Source organism: Chloroflexota bacterium, assembly GCA_020161265.1.
In the GTDB taxonomy this organism is placed as follows: Bacteria; Chloroflexota; Chloroflexia; order Chloroflexales; family Herpetosiphonaceae; genus Herpetosiphon.
The window spans coordinates 735,538-757,687 of record JAIUOC010000001.1; the positions used below are offsets into that span (position 1 = coordinate 735,538).

The 22,150-nt window shown below is 48.2% G+C and carries 20 protein-coding genes; 11 read left to right on the plus strand and 9 right to left on the minus strand.

Annotation, left to right across the window (positions count from 1 at the left end):
- The first annotated feature begins 25 nt into the window (after window positions 1–25).
- The 3 genes from LCH85_02575 to LCH85_02585 are packed head-to-tail and all read left to right on the plus strand — an operon-like array spanning window position 26 to window position 2,960.
- A complete protein-coding gene (locus tag LCH85_02575; protein ID MCA0350858.1) occupies window positions 26–1,027 on the plus strand; it encodes an NAD(P)-dependent alcohol dehydrogenase in 1,002 nt (333 codons plus the stop codon).
- Window positions 1,024–1,986, plus strand: coding sequence for an NAD(P)-dependent alcohol dehydrogenase (locus LCH85_02580; protein ID MCA0350859.1), 963 nt, complete (start codon window positions 1,024–1,026; stop codon window positions 1,984–1,986). The genes LCH85_02575 and LCH85_02580 overlap by 4 nt, the downstream gene beginning before the upstream one ends.
- Window positions 1,983–2,960: an NAD(P)-dependent alcohol dehydrogenase gene (locus LCH85_02585; protein ID MCA0350860.1), complete on the plus strand. Its 978-nt coding sequence runs from the start codon at window positions 1,983–1,985 to the stop codon at window positions 2,958–2,960. Before LCH85_02580 ends, LCH85_02585 begins: the two co-directional genes overlap by 4 nt.
- On the opposite strand, the gene LCH85_02590 is transcribed toward LCH85_02585, so the two are convergent.
- Entirely contained in the window at window positions 2,957–4,642 is a 1,686-nt protein-coding gene (locus LCH85_02590; protein MCA0350861.1) for an adenylate/guanylate cyclase domain-containing protein, read from the minus strand. The genes LCH85_02585 and LCH85_02590 overlap by 4 nt on opposite strands.
- A gap of 163 nt (window positions 4,643–4,805) precedes the next feature.
- Between LCH85_02590 and LCH85_02595 the strand changes: the two genes are divergently transcribed.
- Window positions 4,806–5,276: an NUDIX domain-containing protein gene (locus LCH85_02595; protein MCA0350862.1), complete on the plus strand. Its 471-nt coding sequence runs from the start codon at window positions 4,806–4,808 to the stop codon at window positions 5,274–5,276.
- Between the two features lie 56 nt (window positions 5,277–5,332).
- Here the strand turns inward: LCH85_02595 and LCH85_02600 are convergent, their stop codons facing one another.
- Together LCH85_02600 and LCH85_02605 are read right to left on the minus strand one after the other, a co-directional pair.
- Complete coding sequence (locus LCH85_02600; GenBank protein MCA0350863.1) at window positions 5,333–6,331, minus strand: class I SAM-dependent methyltransferase; 999 nt, start codon at window positions 6,329–6,331, stop codon at window positions 5,333–5,335.
- A 258-nt stretch (window positions 6,332–6,589) separates the two neighbouring features.
- Complete coding sequence (locus LCH85_02605) at window positions 6,590–7,876, minus strand: hypothetical protein (protein ID MCA0350864.1); 1,287 nt, start codon at window positions 7,874–7,876, stop codon at window positions 6,590–6,592.
- Between the two features lie 296 nt (window positions 7,877–8,172).
- Here LCH85_02605 and LCH85_02610 point away from each other — a divergent pair, with 296 nt between their 5' ends.
- The 5 genes from LCH85_02610 (at window position 8,173) to LCH85_02630 (ending at window position 12,865) form a co-directional block, all read left to right on the plus strand.
- Window positions 8,173–9,498, plus strand: a complete 1,326-nt coding sequence (locus LCH85_02610; protein MCA0350865.1) for an FAD-dependent monooxygenase — start codon at window positions 8,173–8,175, stop codon at window positions 9,496–9,498.
- A 197-nt stretch (window positions 9,499–9,695) separates the two neighbouring features.
- Window positions 9,696–11,408: a formate--tetrahydrofolate ligase gene (locus tag LCH85_02615; protein MCA0350866.1), complete on the plus strand. Its 1,713-nt coding sequence runs from the start codon at window positions 9,696–9,698 to the stop codon at window positions 11,406–11,408.
- Between the two features lie 123 nt (window positions 11,409–11,531).
- Entirely contained in the window at window positions 11,532–11,912 is a 381-nt protein-coding gene (locus LCH85_02620; GenBank protein MCA0350867.1) for a hypothetical protein, read from the plus strand.
- Entirely contained in the window at window positions 11,909–12,124 is a 216-nt protein-coding gene (locus LCH85_02625; protein MCA0350868.1) for a helix-turn-helix transcriptional regulator, read from the plus strand. The genes LCH85_02620 and LCH85_02625 overlap by 4 nt, the downstream gene beginning before the upstream one ends.
- Before the next feature lie 282 nt (window positions 12,125–12,406).
- Window positions 12,407–12,865, plus strand: a complete 459-nt coding sequence (locus tag LCH85_02630) for a YjfA family protein (GenBank protein ID MCA0350869.1) — start codon at window positions 12,407–12,409, stop codon at window positions 12,863–12,865.
- 59 nt (window positions 12,866–12,924) lie between these two features.
- Here LCH85_02630 and LCH85_02635 read toward each other — a convergent pair whose 3' ends face one another.
- Window positions 12,925–13,530: a TetR/AcrR family transcriptional regulator gene (locus LCH85_02635; GenBank protein MCA0350870.1), complete on the minus strand. Its 606-nt coding sequence runs from the start codon at window positions 13,528–13,530 to the stop codon at window positions 12,925–12,927.
- A gap of 515 nt (window positions 13,531–14,045) precedes the next feature.
- On the opposite strand from LCH85_02635, the gene LCH85_02640 reads away from it, so the two are divergent.
- The gene (locus LCH85_02640; protein MCA0350871.1) at window positions 14,046–14,600 is read left to right on the plus strand and encodes a hypothetical protein; all 555 of its coding nucleotides are present in this window, start codon (window positions 14,046–14,048) and stop codon (window positions 14,598–14,600) included.
- 310 nt (window positions 14,601–14,910) lie between these two features.
- Entirely contained in the window at window positions 14,911–18,144 is a 3,234-nt protein-coding gene (locus LCH85_02645) for a hypothetical protein (GenBank protein ID MCA0350872.1), read from the plus strand.
- Between the two features lie 166 nt (window positions 18,145–18,310).
- On the opposite strand, the gene LCH85_02650 is transcribed toward LCH85_02645, so the two are convergent.
- The 5 genes from LCH85_02650 to LCH85_02670 form a co-directional block, all read right to left on the minus strand.
- Window positions 18,311–19,315 carry a peptidase gene (locus tag LCH85_02650; protein ID MCA0350873.1) on the minus strand — a complete coding sequence of 335 codons (1,005 nt, stop codon included), beginning with the start codon at window positions 19,313–19,315 and terminating at the stop codon, window positions 18,311–18,313.
- A 55-nt stretch (window positions 19,316–19,370) separates the two neighbouring features.
- A complete protein-coding gene (locus LCH85_02655; protein ID MCA0350874.1) occupies window positions 19,371–20,093 on the minus strand; it encodes a hypothetical protein in 723 nt (240 codons plus the stop codon).
- A gap of 31 nt (window positions 20,094–20,124) precedes the next feature.
- Window positions 20,125–20,565, minus strand: a complete 441-nt coding sequence (locus tag LCH85_02660; GenBank protein ID MCA0350875.1) for a VOC family protein — start codon at window positions 20,563–20,565, stop codon at window positions 20,125–20,127.
- Between the two features lie 252 nt (window positions 20,566–20,817).
- Complete coding sequence (locus LCH85_02665) at window positions 20,818–21,462, minus strand: hypothetical protein (protein MCA0350876.1); 645 nt, start codon at window positions 21,460–21,462, stop codon at window positions 20,818–20,820.
- A 146-nt stretch (window positions 21,463–21,608) separates the two neighbouring features.
- On the minus strand, window positions 21,609–22,103 hold the full coding sequence (locus tag LCH85_02670; GenBank protein ID MCA0350877.1) for a DinB family protein: 495 nt from the start codon (window positions 22,101–22,103) through the stop codon (window positions 21,609–21,611).
- Between the last annotated feature and the right edge of the window lie 47 nt (window positions 22,104–22,150).

The following is a 22,150-nucleotide window of genomic DNA, read 5'->3' on the forward strand; positions in this document are numbered from 1 at the left end:
ATAACAAGCAAAGTGGAGTTCTACCATGCAAGCAATTATCTATCGTGAATATGGCTCAGCCGATGTGTTGCGGCTCAGCGAAGTAGCCCGCCCAACCCCTGCTGAAAATCAAGTCTTAATTAAAGTGTATATGACAGCCCTTAACGCCGCCGATTGGCGCTTGATGTCTGGCAAGCCCTTCCCAGTACGCTTTATGACGGGCTTATTCAAGCCTAAAAAAGGTATTCCTGGCACCGATGTGGCCGGAGTTATCGAAGCCGTCGGGCGTAACGTCACTCAATTTAAAGTCGGCGATGCGGTGTTTGGCGATCTTTCGGGCTGCGGTGCTGGTGGCTTAGGCCAATATGTTTGTGCTCCCGAACATGTGCTGGTGCTCAAGCCAGAGCAGCTAAGTTTTGAACAAGCTGCTGCCGCGCCCATGGCTGCGGTCACAGCCTTACAAGGCCTGCGCCAAGGCGGCATTGCCGCAGGTCACAAGGTCTTGATTTATGGAGCTTCAGGCGGAATTGGCACCTTTGCGGTACAACTTGCTAAACATTTTGGCGCAATCGTTACCGCTGTTTCCAGTGCCGCCAAGCACGATTTGCTACGTTCGCTCGGCGCTGATCAGGTGCTAGATTACGCTAAAGATGATTTTGCTCGCAACGGTCAGCTGTATGATCTGATTTTGGGGGTCAATGGTCATCGCTCAATTTTCGACTATAAACGCAGTTTAGCGCCTCAAGGCCGCTATGTGATGGTTGGCGGCGAAATGAGCCAGATTTTTCAGGCGATCGCCTTGGGTAAATTGCTCTCAATTGGTAGCCAAAAACAGCTGAGTAACTTGTTTGCCAAGCCCAACCAAACCGATTTGGCCAAAATTGGCTTTTTGCTAGCCAACGGCGATATCAAAGCGATGATCGATCAGCGCTATCCGCTAGCAGAAGCTCCCGCTGCGATGCGTTATCTCCAAGCTGGCCATGCCAAGGGCAAAATTATGATCGAACTACAAGCCACTACAGTTCAAAGCTTGGAGCAAACGGTATGAAAGCAATGCTCTGCACAGGTTATGGTTCGCCCGAGGTCTTGCAATTTGGTGAAACCAGCAAGCCAACTCCCAAAGCCAATGAGTTATTGATTCGAGTGCAAGCCGCTTGCGTTACACCGTCCGATTGTGCCTTTCGCAAGGGCGATCCATTTATGATCAAGTTGATGTATGGCCTGCGCCGACCAAAATTTCAAATTCTGGGTGTTGAATTTGCTGGCACGGTTGAGGCGATTGGCCCAGCAGTCCAACGCTTCAAGGTTGGCGATCAAGTCTTTGGGATGAGTCCTAATAGTTTTGGTAGCTACGGCGAATATCTATGTTTAGCCGAAGACAAGCCGATTGCCAAGCAGCCAAGCAACGTGAGCGCCGCCGAAGCTGTGGCAATTTGCGATGGCGCAAGCACCTCGTTACTTTTTCTGCGTGATGCCGCCAAACTGCAAGCTGGCCAACAGATTTTGATTAATGGTGCATCGGGAGCGGTTGGTATTTACGCAGTGCAATTGGCTAAATATTATGGCGCGACAGTTACCGCCGTGTGTAGCGCCGCCAACCATGAGCTGGTCAAGCACTACGGTGCTGATTACGTGATCGATTACACCAGCAGCGATTTTACCCAAAGCCAACAACGCTACGATGTGGTTTTCGATGCAATTGGCAAAAGTTCGTATGGCCGGTGTAAACAGTTGCTCACACCCAACGGCATCTATCTTATGACTGTGCCAACCTTGGGCATTATGCTGAATATGCTTTGGACGAGCTTTGGCAAAGGTAAAAAAGCCAAGTTTGCCGCAACTGGGCTGAATCAGAAACCAAGCAACATCGAATTTTTGGCCGAATTGATTGGTGCAGGCCAGCTCAAAGCCGTGATCGATCGGCGTTATCGCTTGGCTGATCTAGTCGAAGCCCATCGTTATGTTGAAACTGGCCGCAAAAAAGGCAACGTGGTCATCGAACTATGAAAGCTGCAATCTACCAACAATTTGGGCCACCTGAGGTTTTGCACATTCGTGAGCTGCCAAGGCCCAGTCCGAAAGCCAACGAAATTCTGATTAAGATTCAGGCAACCACGGTTACTGCCGAAGATCCGCGCCAACGTTCTGGTAAGTTCCAATGGTTGTTATGGCTACCAGCACGGGCTATTTTTGGCTTTCGCAAGCCTAAAAAATCAATTTTGGGCTTTGAATTAGCGGGCGAGGTTAGCGCAGTTGGAGCCGAGGTTAGCCGTTTCAAGGCTGGCGATCAGGTGTATGGGCTAACTGGCTTAGGGTTTGGGGCTTACGCTGAATATATTTGTTTGGCTGAAACTGCGGTGCTTGCCCAAAAACCCGCCGAGCTGAGCTATGCCCAAGCTGCCAGCTTACCAAATGGCGCATTGACATCGGTAGTGTTCTTGCACAACAAAGCTAAATTGCGCCAAGGCGACCATGTACTGATCTATGGAGCATCAGGCTCGGTTGGCACGGCAGCCGTGCAAATTGCCAAAGCTATGGGAGCAACCGTTAGTGCAGTATGTAGCGCCAAAAATAGCGAACTCGTGCGCGAACTAGGGGCTGATCAGGTATTTGATTATCGTCAAGAAGATTTTAGCCAGCATCGCCAACGTTACGATGTAATTTTCGACACCGTTGGTAAAACCCAACTTGGTGTATTCAAACGCTTGCTCAAACCCAATGGACGCTATCTTTTAACCGAATTTGGCTTAGCAGCCATTGGCCAAATGCTCTGGACAAGCCTATTTGGCACTAAAAAAGTTATTGGTGCTGCCTCAAACATGCATTGGCGTAGCACCGATTTAGATTTTCTCAATCAATTAGTTGCATCAGGATCATTGCAGGCAGTGATTGATCGCCAGTATTCGCTGAGCGAGATTGTGGCAGCCCATCACTATGTTGAAACTGGCCATAAAGTTGGCAACGTGGTGATTGAGGTTTAAGTATTCAGGGTTAGTGGCACAAGCACCAAGCTCTTGGCACTCTCGATTGAGTAAATTTCCAAGGGCTGGGTGCGGCCACGAATCGGAATTTCGCTCAAGACTAAATTGTGCAAATCTAAGGCGCTATGTTGCATCACCGCCCGCGAAACGACCAATTGGGTTTGCAAAGTTTTGGTAGCTTCTTCCAAACGGGCGGCAATATTGACTGCATCGCCAATCGCTGTCAGATGTTTGGCCCGTTTGTAGCCCAAATCACCGACAATTACATGGCCGCAATGAATGCCAATGCCCATCCGCAATGGTTCGTTAACATCATGTTCAAGGCGCTGATTGAGCACATCAAGTTGATAGGCCATGGCTTGAGCTGCAGCTAACGCATTATGACAAGCTTGTTCAAGTGTGTCATCCAAACCAAACAGCGCCATAATCCCATCGCCAATAAATTTATCGAGATAACCGCCGTTGGCCTCGATCACTTGGCCCATCGACTGAAAATATTGATTCAGAATAAAGACCGTATCATAGGGTAACTTGCCCTCGGAAAGCGTCGTAAAGCCGCGCAAATCGGCAAACATAATCACAATTTGCTTATCGGCACCATGGCTAATCATGGTTGGTGCACCTGGCAGCGAACGATCATGGTGGTGGAGCAATGGCCGTACCACGCAGGCAGCGGTTGGTATAGTTTGGCAGGCCAAGCGAATATCGCCACTTGCCCCAAAACGCTTGAGCAAACGTAGCTCGGTTTCAGTCGGTGGATTCAGCGATTTCACACCTTCGATAATTTCGATGCGGCAGGTTGAGCAGCGCCCGCGCCCACCACAACTATGGGCATGCGGAATCCCATTGGCAAGGCTGGCTTCAAGCAAACTCGTTCCAGGCGCAATTGTCACCGTGGCAATGCCCTTATATTCCACCGAAATTAAATAGTGCTTACGGCGCAAACGCAAGATGATTGCCCGCCCACCACCCAAGCCAAGCAGCAAAGCCAAATAGCCTGAGCCAAACCAACCCATAAATTCCGCAGTCGCCGTTGCCACATCAATATTCTGTGGATTGGCAAATTGCCACACCTGCTCCAGCCATTGTGGGTCTTGTTTAAGCTGATTCACCTCGCGATGAGCCACCACAATGCCCACCAGAGCCAGCAACGGAATCACAATTTGGGCAATCAGCAAGGGCTGTTTGATGCGGGCAAACCATGGTTTATGCCAAAGGTACGCCATTAAGCCAAGGTTGCCATGCAGCCAAACCACCACCAACATCAAATAGAGATCAACGGCAATCGTCGCTTGGCTGAGCAACACATAGCTATAGGTATCGCGAATTCCATACAAGATTGTGGCAAAACGGGTGGCATAAATATGCGAAGTAATTAGCAAAGGCATGATCAAGCCTAAGCCAAGTTGCAGCCATTCGTTCCAGCGTAAGCGCCGCCAACTGGTGATCGTTAATAATTTATAGCTGACCAACAGCACATGGATCAATAAACTAGCTGGCACAACCCAAAAAACCGCTGGATGCCGCCAAAAACTTAAAAAGACCCGCCGTGACGATTCCAAGGCAGCTAGGCCAAAGATGCCCCAAGCATGGTTCAGCAAGTGAGTTGTAACGTAGAGCAACAGCGTCAAACCAGCATGCAGCCGCAAGCGTGGAATCAGAGCTTGAAACGAGCGAGCCATGCAGCCAATCTCCGTAAAGCCAGCAATAAGTTGAGTATACCATCTATCTGGGTTGCTAGCTGAATCAACCAACCAGTATAAGCCAATTATCACTTGGCTACGATTGAGCCTAGCGGGGTTTTCAGGCAAACTCCATGCAACAAGCTTTAATTGAGGAGTTGCCATGAACCAGATTCCACCACGCCATATCGTAACCGTTGCTGGCGGTGTTGTTAACCATCGTGGTGAGATTTTGCTCTTGCAAAGCCCGCGCGGCGGTTGGGAATTTCCTGGTGGACAGGTTGAAGTTGGTGAGAGCCTGAGCCAAGCACTGACTCGCGAGATTTTTGAAGAAACTGGAGTACAAGCCAAGATTGAGCAACTCGTTGGAGTATCGTCCAATCTAGCCTTGAGCAGCGTTAATCTCGATTTTCGTTGCAGCTATCAGACTGGCCAATTAACTACCAGCGCCGAAAGTTTAATAGTTCAATGGGTAGAGCCTGAGCAAGCGCTTGCTTTGGTTCAACGGCCATCAATCCATGCGCGGTTGATGACCATGCTCAATCCGACAAATCAAATCTTATATCGCTCCTACAGCGTTCATTCGCGGGCAATTGAGGCAAAATATCAATTACATAGCGAACAATTCTTTTAATCTTGAATAAATAATTGAGCTGTTTGAACGTCGGTTCAAACAGCTCAACAACATGCTTAGCCTTGAAAACGCTTGAGCCAACGCATAATTTTGCCCGATTCCAAAGCTTGAATCTGCTGCTCCAAATGGCTAATATGCCGATTCTTTTGATCAAGCACCGATTCCAAGGTCGCAATATAGCTCTGTTGTTCTTCAGGCACAGCATTAACCATTGTGGGTGGAGTATAAGCCAGCGGTTGGTGATCACGAATCATTCGTTGATAGTATTCAAGCCGTGCTACTTGATATTGCGGAAGACTGGCATAAATCGTTAACATCAGCGAATCTGGTGATTCATCGGAGTAAAAGACGCTCAAACCAGCTTGAGCTAAAATGCGGCTCAGGCTGGCGGCGGTGTAATACATGGTATGCACTGAACACAACAAACTACCCGATTGATTGCGTTCAATAAATTGATCGCGAAATTGATAGGTTGGCACTTGGAGCGCTAAAACTCCATTGGGCTTGAGATAGCTCGCCAAATCACGCAATAAGTCAACTGGTTGATGCAGGTGTTCAAGCACATGCCAGCAGGTGATCAAATCAAAAGGTTCAAGTGTTTTGACAATTGCATCATCATTATAAACTTCTAGGTTATAGCGTTTACGCGCCACGTCGGCAGCAACTGGCGATAGTTCAACCCCAACTGGGTGCCAACCACGCTCGCGGGCTGCCACCAACAATAACCCACGATTACAACCAATATCTAAAATTCGCCCAGGTCGTTCAAAGCTAGCAAAGGCCTCAATATGCTGCAACGCATCACCACGGAAGCGAATTAACGGCTTTTCTTCTTCGAGCGAGTAATCGTAGACTTCGCTCTGATTCTCAAGAATCGTCGTACTTTCCATGGTTAAACGTGGGTTGAGGTATACCTGTTCACACCCCTCACAACAGTGTAAACACAGGCCTTCACGAATATAAGCTTCTGGTTGAGTCCAAACAATTGTGCTTTGGGGATGCTGGCAAATAGGACATGCAGTTAAATGTTCAGTTGGTAATGCTTGAAGCTCCATATGAAAATCCTATCAAAATACGAATGAGGTCTGACGTACCTCATCTAGATGGCTACAATTCTTGGATTGTGCGAAGACCTTAGCACATCGCTAGGTTTGTGATAGAGCTAGACCATAAAGAGCAATACTAAGGACAACCCAACATACAAACCACAAATTATAGCATAGGTAATTTACTCAAGGATTTTAGGGCAACCTTAAACAATAACCCTAGCCTTCAAAGCTAAAGACTAGGGTTATTGTCAGAAAATAGATCGTTTATGGCAAAACAGGCGCAGTCAATGATGGCACAGTTGGGTTATTAGCATCATATTCACAGGTTTTATGCAAAAACGCTGTAAAAATCTGATTATCAGTACCGGTCGTTGCCCCATTAAAGTACATTTGCCATTGAGGTGGATTTATTGCTGTATTACAAAATACATATGGAGTTCCAGCAACTGTATATGGAGCTACTGGCGAAATAATTTTCTTGGCATTTTGTTGTTCATAGGGGCCAGTAATGCCGCCACTGGATTTTACAACCCATATATCAGAGTTGCTGCTAGGATAAACTGTATAAAACAAGTAGTATTCATAAGGATTATTCCCGGTAACGACTATTTGTCCGTTCACATTACTACTACCAACCCAAGGCAAAATATTGGTAACTGGGTTCGTATACGCTAAATTTGTCCAATTACTTTGGGCAATGCTTAAAAACGATTTAGATACAGGATTTGTCAATATATTGCTAAAGCCATGATCAGTATAGACCATATAGAATTTTTGGGTGGCAGGGTCATAGGTGACACGGGCATCACTTGTTCCAGTAACATAGCGATTATTAGTACTGCCAATATGCCAATTAAGGATGGGATTCTTATCACCATACATCCCGCCACGTTGCAATATACCATTAGCATCAACCCATGCATAATGTATAGCTACATTTTGTTCAGGATTATGCGCTTCCTGAATATCATATGCATAATAAAGCGTATCGCAACATGTCCAGCCTGCTGGCCGAGGACGCGTCCACTTCATCGAAAATAAATCAGGTTGAACAGAGTGATATGATCGAACACTCGTACCAGAAACGGGGCAAGGTTTTGGAGTTTCATTTAAATAAGGATTAGCAGGTGGGCAGTCTGCTGATGTGGTTGTCTCCCATGCATTATTAATATAGGCAGTTGTCCCTACTTGATTAAAGCTTGAAACCCCATATTGATCGGTTGAGCTGAGCTTAAAAATTTGATCATGGCCTTGGGTTGCTGTCCGCCAGCCGCCAACAACCATCTGCCATTTATTATCTTCATACCAAGCCGACGCATGGTAGATATTCGAAAATCCATTAACAACCTTATCTGGCACAGCATCAGTGAAGGTATAAACACACCAATCACCCCATGCACGCTCATATGTCGTACAATTAGGATTATTGACAACCTGATTCATAGATTGGGTAGATTCACCATTATTGATATGAGGCTGACCTTTAACTTGCGCAGGCATGATCAAAATTAAGCCCACTAGTGCCAGTGGCTTGAGAAAGCGTGTTAACATACAATTCCCTCAGTAGATTATTCAGCGGTAACAACAATAGTAATGGTGGAGGTTAATTGAATAGTTAATTATTCGAGGACTTCTACCTCCCTTCAATATAGATATCTTGGCAAATTTTCCTAAAATCGCTTCCGATTTTAAAGGATTTGCCATAAAAATCTAACTTCTACTCACAAATATCATCTTATATCCAAGGTGCTATCGATGTCAAGCCCTTTTTCTTTTCAGGAAAGAAACTGTGAGTTTTTTCGTCATCTAGCAGCATTAGCAAGCATCAAGCGATTTAGGAGGGTGTTATGCAACGACAACGAGCCGTCGTGATCGGGGCAAGTATGGCAGGTTTGGTCGCCGCACGCGCCTTAGCCAATCATTTTCAAACGGTGACCATCGTTGAGCGCGATGCCATGAGCGATGAAACCCAACCACGCAAGGGCGTGCCCCAAGCCAATCATGTGCATATTTTATTAACTGGCGGGTTTAATGTCTTGCAACATTATTTCCCGAACTTTACCAGCGATTTACATGGTGCAGGTGTGCCAGAATTAAATTGGTCACGCGATGTGCAATGGTTTCAGGGTGGTTCATGGAAAACGCGCCAACCCTGCAAGATTAGTTTTTATCCTCAAGCACGGGTAACCTTAGAAAGCCGCATTCGTGGTTATGTCCACCAACATCCTAAAATTGAGTTTCGCAGCCAAACCAATGTTGAGCAATTGCTGTTTGATCCCAGCAAAAGCAGTGTAACAGGTGTGCTGTTGAAGCATGCTGATCAAACCAGCGAACTTGCTGCCGATTTGGTAATCGATACGACTGGCCGTGGCTCACGCAATAACCAATGGCTTGAGGCGGCTGGCTACCCAGCCCCGCCCAAAGAAGTTATGCCGATCGATTTGGTCTATGTCAGCCAAGTCTTCAAAAAAACTAATACACCGCGCGATTGGCAATGTTTGGCTTGCCATCCTTCGGCCAATTCGCCACGCGGCGCAATTATTGCCCCGATCGACGATGAACATTGGATCGTAACGTTGTTTGGCTATCTTGGGCAGCACCCAACCCCTAGCAGTGAAGGTGTATTGGAGTTTGTTAAAACCTTGCCAGTGCCCGATATTTATACCACCTTAGCCGAGGCAATTCCTGCCGGCGAAGCCATGCGCTTCGGCTATCCACAGCAAGTATTTCAACGTTATGACAAATTAAAGCGTTTTCCTCAAGGTTTTTTGGTGCTTGGCGACGCTTTATGCAGCCTTGATCCGGTTTTTGGTCAAGGGATGACAATCGCCTGCAAAGAGGCTCATGCGCTTGATCAAGTGCTGGCTTCGGCCCAAGGTCAACAAGCAGCAACCCTAGCCCAAGCCTTTTTCAAACAAGCCCAGAAAATTATTGATGTACCATGGCTGATTACCCAATCAGAAGCCTTACGCTTCAAAGGCATGCCAGGTTCACGCAGCCCTAAAATTCGCTTTTTGCAATGGTATACCGATCATGTTTTTTGGCTAAGTACCCAATCGACCGAAATTTACCAAGCCTTTTTAGATGTGATGCATCTGCTGGCAGGGCCAGAAGCCTTGTTACGACCCAAAGTTGTGCGCGGCGTGATCGGGCGGATGTTTGGTCGCGCCTAAATCGTTGCGATTTGTAAACCTCTGTTGATAAAAATAACTATAATTTATCCAGCAAAACACCGCTACAATACCCATGATTAGGGCAAAGCTACCAATCAGCGGGATAAGCGGTGGCTTTGCTTTAATCGCCCGCTATTGCATGCAGTAGCAACCGTACCAACGGCGGTACGGACAATTGATACAAGGACACAGCGTTCATGAAGACTAGTTTACAAATCGCTGCCGAGGCTACGCCACGACCCATCGCCCAAATTGCCGAAGAATTAGCGATTGCTGAGCAATTTGTCGAACCGTATGGCCGCTATCGCGCCAAAATTAACCTTGATCTGCTTGATGCGAGCCATGATCGGCCTCGCGGCAAGCAGATTTTAGTGACTGCCATGACCCCAACACCACTTGGCGAGGGCAAAACTGCCACGACGATCGGTCTTGGGATGGCCTTAAGTCGCTTGGGCAAACGCGCCATCTGCACCCTACGCCAAAGCTCGCTTGGCCCAGTTTTTGGGATTAAAGGTGGTGGCTCAGGTGGCGGCTATTCGCAAGTTATCCCATTGGAAGATAGCTTGATGCATTTAACTGGCGATATTCACGCCGTGACCCAAGCCCACAACCAAATCGCCGCCATGACCGACAATAGTTGGTATCAAAAAAATCGGCTGGGCATCGACCCTGATCAGATTCAAATTCGGCGAGTGCTTGATGTCAATGATCGCTTTTTGCGCTCGATCACCATCGGTCAAGGCGGCTCGCAGCATGGCATTCCGCGCCAAACAGGCTTCGATATTACAGCTGCTAGCGAATTAATGGCTATTTTAGCCTTGGTCAGCGGTGAAAATCATGCCGATGTAATGCGCGATCTGCGCCAACGAATCGGGCGTATGGTCGTGGCTTTCAATCGTCAAGGCCAGCCAATCACTGCTGATGATATTCAGGCAGCAGGCGCAGCCACGGTGATTATGCGCAATGCCATTCATCCAACCTTGATGCAGACAATTGAAAATACCCCAGTATTGATGCATGGCGGACCATTTGCCAATATCGCTCACGGCAATGCCAGCGTCGTCGCCGATCAAGTTGGCCTGCGGATCGCCGATTATGTGGTGACCGAGGCTGGTTTTGCCATGGATATGGGCGGCGAGAAGTTTTTCGATATTAAGTGTCGCGCCTTTGATGCCAAACCAGCGGTCGTGGTGTTGGTTGCTACAATTCGTGCGCTCAAAGCTCATAGCGGGCGCTGGAACATCAAGCCAGGCCGTGATTTGCCCGCCGATTTGTTGCAAGAAAATCCCGATGCGGTCTATGCAGGCGGGGCAAATTTGCAAAAGCATATTCGCAATGCCCAATTATTCGGCCTGCCAGTTGTCGTTGCGCTTAATTCGTTCCCTGATGATCATCCCTCAGAAATCGAGGCGGTACGCGAAATCGCGATGAGCGCCGGAGCCTTTGATGTAGCGGTGAGCAAGGTATTTAGCCAGGGCGGGGCTGGCGGCGAAGAATTGGCAGAAAAAGTGCTAGCCGCAATTGACCAAGCAGGCCAAGCCCAATTTCTATACGAACTTGATCAGCCGTTGAGCGCTAAAATTGCCACAATCGCCACCAAAATCTATGGTGCGGCTGAAGTTAGTTATAGCGACGCAGCTAGCGAACAATTAGCCAAACTTGAGGCCAATGGCTTTGGTAAATTGCCGATCTGTATGGCTAAAACTCACTTGAGCATCAGCCATGATCCGGCGCTCAAAGGTGCGCCAACGGGCTATAGCTTCCCAATTCGCGAGGTGCGGGCTAGCATCGGCGCGGGCTTTATCTACCCAATTGCTGGCGATATGATGACCATGCCAGGGCTTAGCGCTAACCCGGCTGCCCAACAAATTGATATTGATGAACATGGCAATACAGTGGGCTTATTCTAGCTGCATGTCAATGTTTAATGTCTTTTTGTAAAGCAGACATTTCTTTTTGTAAAGCATACTTGACTTAATCATGAAACTGACGTATACTCAGGTCAGTCAAATAATTAAGTCAAGGAGCTTTCGATGAACACCAAATCATCTGCATTACGTCAACTCATTATCGCCTTCGTATTGTTCCCAATCTTGCTAATGAGCGTAATGTTGGCGTTGCCAAACTTGCCCGAATCGCCATGGCGAGCGCTGTTGGCGATCGTGCCCTTGGTTCCAGTAGGTTTAGGAATTCAAGCAATGTATCGGGCAATCAGCGGCCTAGATGAATTTCAACGCCACATTCAGTTGTTAGCCCTAGCGTTTGCCGTAGGCGCGACTAGCTTTCTAACCTGTGGCTATGGCTTGCTCCAAGTGTTGGTCGATTTGCCACAACTTTCGTGGCTGTGGGTTTTGCCATTATTGACAACCTGCTGGAGTTTTGGCTTAGCCTTCGCCAACCGGAGCTACCAATGAAAAATCGTTTGCGGGTATTACGAGCCGAGCGCGAATGGTCACAAGCCGAGTTAGCTCAAGCGTTGGGAGTATCGCGCCAAACGATTAATGCGCTAGAAACTGGCAAATACGATCCAAGTTTGCCTCTAGCCTTCAAAATTGCCGATCTCTTTGAGTTAGCAATTGAGCAAATTTTCGAGCGACCAAGCGCTGATGAAGCAACTGAGGAATAAATAATAAACAAGCATCCATGGCTGGACGATTGAATTGGCATTCGCTAGATTGGGTGCTTGTTTTAGTTGGATTAATACCTCTCTTAAACAATTTCCCCTTCGGTTTTCCTGTTATTTCCCTATTGACTCCGGCCCAAACTCCAGCTAGCCTTAGACTAATCAGCATCTTACCCAAGGATAATTATTGGTGCATTTGGTCTCATCAACCGTTAACAACCTAAATTCACCCATCTATTCAAAATCCTAAGTACAATCAATGTTTGTGTAGTTTGAGGATCATCAATGAAGCTGTTTTCACGTTTGGTCATGATCGTGTTGCTTATTGGTACGATATTGGTTAAGGCTCCAACTCCAACCTATGCTGTAACATGTTCTGGGTCTGGATGCACGGGGCTAGATGCTCATGCCACAGGTTGTAATGAAGGATCAATCGCATTACCTCAAACTTTATTTTTAAATGGGATTGTCAGGTTGCACTATTCACCCACATGCCAAACCTATTGGGCAAAAGTAGTTGCCCAACCCCAAGGTGAAAAATTCTTTCTCAAAGCCTATATCGAACATGCAGGGTTTGGCACATTTAGCCTGACTGCCCCAATGGAACTTCGCGGAAATCTCCGATCAACCATGTATTTCTACCCAGTTGCTCCGGGCATAATGCAGGTGCTCCGAGCATGCGGATTTGTCTCCAAACAATTTAATAGTACAGTTGGTACTGGTGCTTGTAGCAACTATTATTAGGATCTGATCTCTACTATTCGCTTATTAAATGGTGGATATTCAGAATATCCACCATTTCTCTATACCAACAATCCCCGTAGCCCTCGCAAAAACAGCTTAGCGGCTCGTTCTAGCTCAGCATAGGTTGCCCCATTTACGCTTTGAATCGATAAACCATTGGAAAAGGCCATAACACAGCGAGCCATATCGAAAGGATCAATTGTATCGGCTAACTGCCCTGCTTGACGAGCCTGCTCCAATCGCTCACGAATCAATACTTCTTGAGCAACGCGTTGATTAACCACATCTTGATAAATCGATCCAGTCGCCTCATTACAAACTGGCACACCACGAATCAATAAACAGCCAGCAGGTACGGTTGGGTTAGTAATCTGTTTAACATTGATATGGAGCAGTTGCTCAAATGCCGTATAAATATCTGGATGATCGAGCGCAGCTTTAATCGATGGCATGCTCAACTCATGATAGCGCTCTAAGACCTCACGAAATAGGCTCTCTTTATTGCCAAATGCAGCATATAAACTAGGCCGATTAATCCCCATCGCCTCAGTTAAATCGCTCAGCGAAGCGCCTTCATAGCCCAAACGCCAAAATACCACCAATGCTTGAAATAAGGCCTCATCACGATCAAAGGCGCGGGGCCGCCCAACTTTTGGTTCATTCACTGCTTTCATCATCGCTAACCAATCTATCTGTATTGACCATAATGATCATACGTCAAACAGGTGCTTAACACAAGCGATGCAGAGCATAGAACATAGAACATAGAACATAGAGCAGCAAAGCATGGGTTTGGGGTTTGGTCGTTGGAGTACAGGGATCGGTTTTTAACGGAGAGCCGCAGAGGGGGAAGTATGGCTATTGGCTATGGGCTTTTGGTATCGTGGTAATTCCACACAACGTTCCGCTAGCCTAAAGCCTTTAGCCCGCTCTTCGTAACCTTCGTGCCCTTCGCGTTCTTCGTGGTTGCATATGGGGATTGGTCGTTGGGGTACGGGGATCGGTTTTTAAACGCAGAGGTGTAGCGCAATCAACGACTCATACCATCTTTAGGGTTGTAACGCGAGCGCCTAATGTTTGCTATTCTATGCAGACTGACTAAGCTGCTCAGGATTTAATGAAGACTGCGACCGAAGCTTGGTCGTTATAGTGCACATGATGCACAAGGGGATCTGGAAGCATGAACCAATCAATTTCCGAAGCCCAAGCAGACATGCGTGAGGGCTATTATAGTGGGGCTGCTGGAATTTTGGCTTCAGCACTGGCCTGGTCTATTGCGGCTGGTGTGACAATCATTGGCTCAGCCGAACGATCAATCTGGGCGCTGCTGCTAGGTGGTATGTTGATCTTCCCAGTATCGATTCTGATTAGCAAAGTGCTTGGTGCGCGAGGAACTCACACTAAAGGCAACCCACTTGGACAACTTGCGGGTGCTAGCACCTTTTGGCTAGTCTTTTCTATGCCGCTTGCCTATGGTTTAGGCCTGCAAAAACCAAGCTGGTTCTTTATGGCAATGCTGTTGGTCATCGGGGGGCGCTATCTTGTATTTGCGACCCTTTATGGCATGCGGCTCTACTGGGTTTTAGGGCTTGCCCTTGCAGCAGTAGCAATCACGTTGGCATTTCTATCAGCAGCTCCTGCTATCGCAGCGAGTGCCGGAGCCGCAACCGAAATAATCTTTGCAATTATTTGTCTGGTACAACACCGTCAGTCACTGCGCCAAGTTGTTCGCTAAAATCCTACCTGCATTGGTTTCCCTAACCCTTGATGTGCCAGTATACTCATTCGGCCAATGCCTAGCCAAAAAACACAACTTTCGTGATCTTCGCGTTCTGCGCGGTTTCGGCTTTCGTGGATCGGTATAATAATCCCCAAGTGAATGATCCACAAAGGACACGAAGGGGCACGAATGTTGGTTGCATGGTACGCAGGGATTGCTTGGCAATGCAGCTTCCTTCGCGTTCTTCGCGTTCTTCGTGGTTTCGGCCTTTCTGGATCGATATTAATAACCCTCAAACCCACAGCATGTAGAAGGGAGTACATCAATGAATCTTGATCACCTATTGGCTGAGTTCGAGCAATTAAGCTATGCCCAACGAATCAAACGCATTGTACAACTTGGCCAACAAGCCAGCAACAATCCGCAAATTAGCCAATTAATTACCCAATTAGCCCAAAGCCCCAGCATTTACCAACGCCGATTAGCCTTATTTAGTTGTTATGGCAGCCATAATAGCAGCCTGATTCGCCAATTTATCGGCGATCCAGCGCAATCGTTGGTGCAGCTAGCGATCAAATTAATTGTGGTGTATGGCAGCGATGCCGATGTTGAAGCCAGTTTGCAACAGCTCGCCCCAGCCTTATGGCGCAGCATACTCAAATTATTGAGCCAACAGCAACGCTTCGGATTGATCGACGCATTTTTAGCGACACTTGAGCCAGAGCAACTGCCACGCTACCAGATTTTTGGCTCACAAGCCTATTACAACCAGCACCAAACTGCAATTATCACGAACTTACAACCGCAAGCATGGAGCCATTTTGCCCGCCTCAAACCGCATGCCGCTACCGAAGCCCTAGCAATCGTCTTACAAAACGAGAACCACAGCATTTGGCATAAGCTGACGATTTTCAATCAAGCGCTGCCCGAAATCGCCAAGGATTATCCCGATCAAGCACTTGCACTGGTACAAATAGCATTGAATCAACAAATATCCTTAAAATTCATGCCGTTGCAAGAGCTAGCCTATCGCCGACCACAAGCAATTGCCGATCTAAGCATCCAACACCAGCAAGCAGGCGCGATGACATGGGGCAATTTACTGAAAAAATTAAGCTTGGAGCAAGTGTTGCGGCTGGCTGAGCTGAATCTTTTGCCACGGCCAGCCTTATGGCTTGGCAAAACCCCGCTTGAATATCGCTCAGCTATCTATGCCGCTCAGCATCGCCAATGGTATCAAGATGATGAACAACAAGTGCGATTGCGCGAAGATGCACTCTGGCAGGCCTTACCACGCCAAGAGCGCCAATACGAGGCTCGACGAGTGCAGCAGATGCCAGCTTTAGATTTTGATCTGCGGTTGAATATTCGCCATGCTGCCTATTTGCCTTGGGACGAAGCCTGGGAAGCCTTGCAACCAGCGCTCAAACATAACGATGCCGACTATCGCGGCGAAGCACTTGCCGCATTAATCAATATTGTGCGCTATCAGCCCGAACAAGCCCAAGCCGTCTTAGATCTCGTGCAAGCTCGGCGCAACGAACAAGACCCAGTACGAAAGCAGATGTTCACCGCCTTGAGTGAACTGCCAGCACGGCGTTGGCAAACCGAACATCTACCTAGCATCGAGCAGATTATTCGCGCAAGCCTTGATGCCCGCGATTGCTCGGATGCCAGCATTCACTTATTGCAACGCTGGCTGAGCAAATTGCTGGCGGTACATCCACAGGCCAGTATCAGATTAATCGGCCAAATTAGCCGTGAACGAGGCCGAATTTTCGTGCAGAGCTATGGCCGCGAACTCAACGCCAACGAAGCCCAAGCCTTGTGCGCCGTGCTCTTGCCAATTATGCAGACCTGGGAGCGCCGCCAACAAATCGAAGATATTCTGAGCATTGTCAATTTTATCGGCAAAGCGATTAAAGCTGTGCCCGAATTATTGACGTTGCTCGAACAAATTGCCAATGAACAACTCGATTGGGCGGCTAGTCGGGCTTTGTATGCTCTTCACCATCATGCCCGTAAAACCTTTAATCAAATTGTGCCACGGCTGCTGGCCAACGACCCCAGCTGGATCACCCAACCACTAGTACACAGCGTTGTCCTTACTCAACGCCAAGATTTACTCACGCCATTTTTGCCAGTTCAACGCTACAAAGGCAAATTTAGCACTGGCAAATCTTCCTATCTTTTGCCAATTCAACGCGGTTTTGAACGATGGACGACCAAACAACAACAGATCTATGCTCAAGCGCTGATCAAACAAACCGAGCAAACCGATCATCAGCACCAACATTTGGTCGAGTACGCCCAACGCTTGGCCTACCTCAGCGAAGTCGCGCCAACCCGCTTGATTGAATTGGCCCAACTTGATGCGCCAATTGTGGTCTTGCGCGATAAAGCGATCGAGGCCTTGAGCCGCCGCGAAACCAGTGATGGCGTGGCAACCCTAATCGAAGCCTTGGACGATGCGCGGGCACGCGTGGCAATTTATGCCTTGCGGCGGGTTTTGCTGCGCATGCCAACCGATCAAGCGCTCGCAATTTTGCGCAATGTACCAAACACCAAAATCACGGTTGCCAAAGAAACTCTACGGCTGATCGGCGATCTCAAAAACCAAGCAGCCTATCAAGAGTTATTACGCTGGAGCACCCTGGAGTTACATCACGATGTCTGGATTGCCTTAGTCCATGCGCTCAATAATTATCTTAGCCAAAACGAAACTTGGGTGATTTTCGATCGCTTACTCAGGCATGACGAACCAACCGTCGTCGAAAGTCTCACGACGATTTCGCTGGCAGGCCAACCACCAAGCAGGCTTCCCCAACTACTGCGACTATTCAAAGCATTAATTGAGCATCCCAACCTTGAGGTGCGCAAAGCAGCAATCGGTCGCTGTTACTATTTTTATGGTATCGATACCCAGCGAGTTTTGGTTGAACCATTGACCAAGGCTCTGACTTCAGGGGTTGAGAAGCTCCGAGATTTTGCGGTTACAGCGCTTATTAATATCTATGCAATTAAGGACATAGCGGTTATTACTAAAATTGTGCACGCCAATTTGGCAAATCGGGCTGTTATCAACGCACTGATGAGCAGACTAAATAGCCAAGTACGCTATGGGCAAACGTCCCATGCAGCAGCAAACGCAGTTATTGCCGAACTGGCCCATGATCGATTAACTACCCACCTGCAAATTCAGTTAGCGGGGCTTTATTACGATGAGCAAGCGTGGTTTAACTTCGTACAACAGCTGCGCCAACAAGATTTGTTGAATGTTGATACATTTCGGGTGGTGTTGGAAGTGATTGAAAACGTCACAAATACCATTTGGATTGGTCGGCCTGAGCAACTTGAAAGCTACTTCTACCAAGCCAGCGATCCCTATCTGCGGCGCATCGGTTTAGCGGCTTTTTGCTTCAAAATCAAACGGCGTGGTTGGCATCCTGACGATTATCAACGGCTAGCCGAATATCAGGCCGACCCTGATGAACTGGTAGCAGCTGCGGCCCAATTCATCTTTGCACCGCAACCTGACGCTGCAAAGCCAATCAAATAATCGCGTAGGGATCGGGGAATGGAACCACGAAGAACACGAAGCGCACGAAGGCTGCCATTTTAGCCACAGATTGACACAGATTGATATGATGTGCTTCAAATACCTACATGGTTCCATTCCGCATCCTTCCCTACTTGGAAATCGGGGCTATCTGAATCAACCATGGTTAGATGAGATGACGATCAAAGAAGCTCAGCGCCAATGCACTCGCCTGCTGCTGAATCGCTTTCCGATCAACCCCTGACGCATCAAGACACAGTTCTGGCATGAGTTGACACCCTGCCTCAGTGCATTCAGCCAAGAATACATAATGCCCAACCGACCCTTCGAGCAACGTTAATGCCGCATCCTTGATGTGCATAGCATATCGCTGGGCATTAACAGTGGGTGGGGTATTCGTATCCGCTGCTCCGGCGATAATCATTACAGGAATATCCACCGCCGCCAGTCCATCGGGCGTAAATGCTTCGCCAAGCGCTGGTGCCAAAACAAAACCAGCGCGAACACGCTCATCGCGATACGATTGACGATGTTCAGCGTGTGCCGCAAACGCTTCAAGCTGCCGAGCCACCGCATCTGCATCAGGAAATTCGGGGGGAGCAATTGAAGTCAAAGGCCGACCCGCATCGGCATAGGCAGCCACAAGCGTGGCTAAGTCGAGCCGAGCACCACCAAGCGCTAATATGGTGTAGCCACCAAGGGAAAACCCTGCTGCGCCAATTCGTGATTGGTCAATAGCCGAACCAAAGTGTGGGTCATCGAGCAGCCGATCAAGGACTGCACTCAGGTCACGCGGACGTTCCCAAACTCGTGTAAAGCCTTCAACCACATACGGTTCAAGGCCTGTATTCCCGTGGTGATTGACACCAGCAACGATGTATCCATGAGCTGCTAGCACGCGAGCAAGCCAACCAAGTTGCATGGCAACCCCGCCCGTTCCGTGGGAGAGCAAGATAAGCGGAAATTGACCTTCTAGCATAGGAGCATCGGGTGCGGCATCACCAGCATTAAAGAGCGGATTATCCGGTGGGCCGATCACCATGGGCATCTGCGGTACAGCAGGATCACACGGATACCAGACATGGGTCAACAGCGGACGATCACTACCCAAAAGCCAATCCACGCGGGTAGCATCGCGATATGACAATGCCCGCCAGCCAACATTGTACATCTATCCTCCTAGGCGCTCTTCATTAGCGCATTGAATACGAGGAGCCAACCTCAGGTCACGGATACAAATCAAACCATTCCAAGATGCGAGCCAGCAACCGACTTTCCTCATCACGCTGGCTGTTCGCAAACGCTGTAGTCATTCGCTCACGGCGAGTAGGGTCAATCACCCAGTCAATCACCCCAGCTGTTGCCTGCTCACGATTCGCCCATCCATGGCCATGTAAGCGGTTTTGGCCAATAATCATGGCCATATGCAAATCAAGAAAGTCGGCATAGTGTTGTAATCCAGTCAGCGTCTGCAACTGCGCATCCCAGTACATGAGCAATGGTTGGAGATCAAGCCCAGTTTGGGCAATGGCACACAACAGCTCACCCACTGAATAATCCAAGGTATTAAACGATTCTTGCCAAAGTGTCCAAAGATAGGCTTGAATAAGCTGTTGTTCTGGCACTGGCCAAGTGTGCCAATCAGCGAACCGCAGTTTACCAAAGAGCATATCGCGGTCGAAGAAGCTTGAGCTATCAGCGCACAGTTCTAAAAATCGCGGTACGATCGCCCGAAATTGGTCTTCATCGCCCCAAGTATTCAGCGCCCTAAGCGTATAAGGCCAAAGATCATGCTTGGTTAATTGGCGAAGCGGTTTCGAACGTAGACGCTGGTAGTCATCGGCAGACACACAACATGGGCAGCCAGTCGGATGATCAGGGATCGGGTAGCCACTAAAACATTGATATAATTGCTCAATAATGCTCGTCATTGTCGCTGAGTGCAGCATACATTCATTTCCACACAACTAACCATACATCTCACGTAAGTTGCTGAGCAAGCCCAAGAATAATGCCTTCGGGGCCGCGAATAAAACAGAGCCGATAGAAGTTCTCATACTGGGCAATTTCACCAACAATTTCAGTACCATGTGGGCGCAAGCGAGCCAGAACGGCATCAAGATCATCAACGGCAAACATAATCCGTCGGATACCCAAGGCATTCGAAGGGGCATTGTTTGGGGTAACATTCACTGCCGCTGGAGTATGAAATTGGGTTAGCTCGACCCGCCCGTGACCATCTGGAGTGCGCAAGGTTGCAATTTCACATTGTACATTCTCAAGCCCAACGACCTGATCAACCCACGGCCCAGCCAATGGCATCTCGCCCTCAAGTTCCATGCCAAGTTCAATAAAGAACGCCTTTGCAGCCGCAAGATCGTTAACCACGATCAACACATTGTCCATCCGTTGAAGCGCCATCGTTGTTCCTTCCTCGGCTATTGCCTGCTCACGACCTACCCGAATAATATGCGAACCTAAGGCTCATCATAGCTATGGTGTCAATGTTGTTATGCCTAAAACCACAAACGACCCGCTGGGGGTCGCTTGTGGGAGAGAAGAGAGAGGAGAAGGTTTGACTTAATCATACCAGAGCATTCAGGGTATCGACATTAGAATGCTATTAATCTTGTCGGTAACTTGGAAGAAATCGCTTAACCAACCCTCGCCAGCTTATTGCAACGCAAAATGGCGGGCATCTTCATTATCCGACTGGTCACGATTGATCACTAGCAAGGGAGCAGGATCATCAACCCCAACCAAGATCGGAAAATAGACTTCAATCTGATCGTCTTTGGCAACCGGGATATCAAACCGAGGTTCGAAGCAGCATGGTAGGCCTTGCATAGTTTTCACTGGCTGATATTGATTGTTAGTCAAAACCAATAACGCAATCATCGAACCATCAAAAACAACTGGTTCTGGGCGAACATTTCCATGGCTTATCTCTGCTCGAACCAAACCAACCTCGTACCCATCTGGTGGGCCAGTATACGCTGGATCAATCGTGGCAATTGTTGCCAAAGCCTGCTCACCGCGCACAAAATCAATGACTTTGAACGAGAAAGAAACATCGGTGCTAGCCATAATCAGCCTTTCGCCTTTGACGATTGGTTCTTTGGCTGAGGCAAATTCAAACGAGGATTCATACTCATCATCAGCATCAAGGTAAATAACCGTTACCTCAACCATTGTTTCGGTCGGCGCTGGTCGATCAGTGGGCGCGGATGCATTGGTTGACAACGGGCTGGCTTGGTTGCCACAGGCCGCCAGCAAGCTCCCGACCAGCAAGCCAACAAATAGTTTTCGAAATTGCATAACTCCACCTTTCTATCACTATTGCTGGCGATACGCAGCCCCGTCATTCGAAGTTACGAGATCTACCATCATTTAATTAATAAAGAACAACCCCAACCAATTAGGTTTGGATTGTTCTCTTAACTGATAAGTACAACAATTTAGGCTTACTCGGCCTGAGCAATCCAATCAGCGCCTGCAATGCCCTGCTGGCCCAGCACTAAACTCAATTGGGCGGCATGCTCTTGCACATGGCGCATACTGTAGAGCTGAAGTTCTAGAAAACTTGGCTGCATCCATTCAAAAACACAGCGCTCTTGGGCCTTTTCAGCGGTCAAGCCCATAATCGTTGCCTTGCAGCGCTGGCGACAATCCTGTAGATAGCTAAGCACTTGCGCTTTGGTATACGGCTGTGCTGGCAAACTACCACGAACAAATGGCGCTGGCGGCTTAAACCCCTCACTCGAACCAGTCAAAAAGAGATCTAGCCAGAACAAGGTGTGATAGGCTACAAACCAGAATTGCCCATAGCGCGGATCGTCAGGATCTTCCCACAAAACGCTCGTCCAGAGCTGGTCGGGGCAACGGACAATCGGATCTTCTAGCATGGCAATTGCCGCCCCGAACTGCTGCCAAACACTGGTTTTCCAGATACTCTCCATCAATACACCTCCTGCAAAGAAAGAGTTATAGCTCAGTGTAGCAAGCA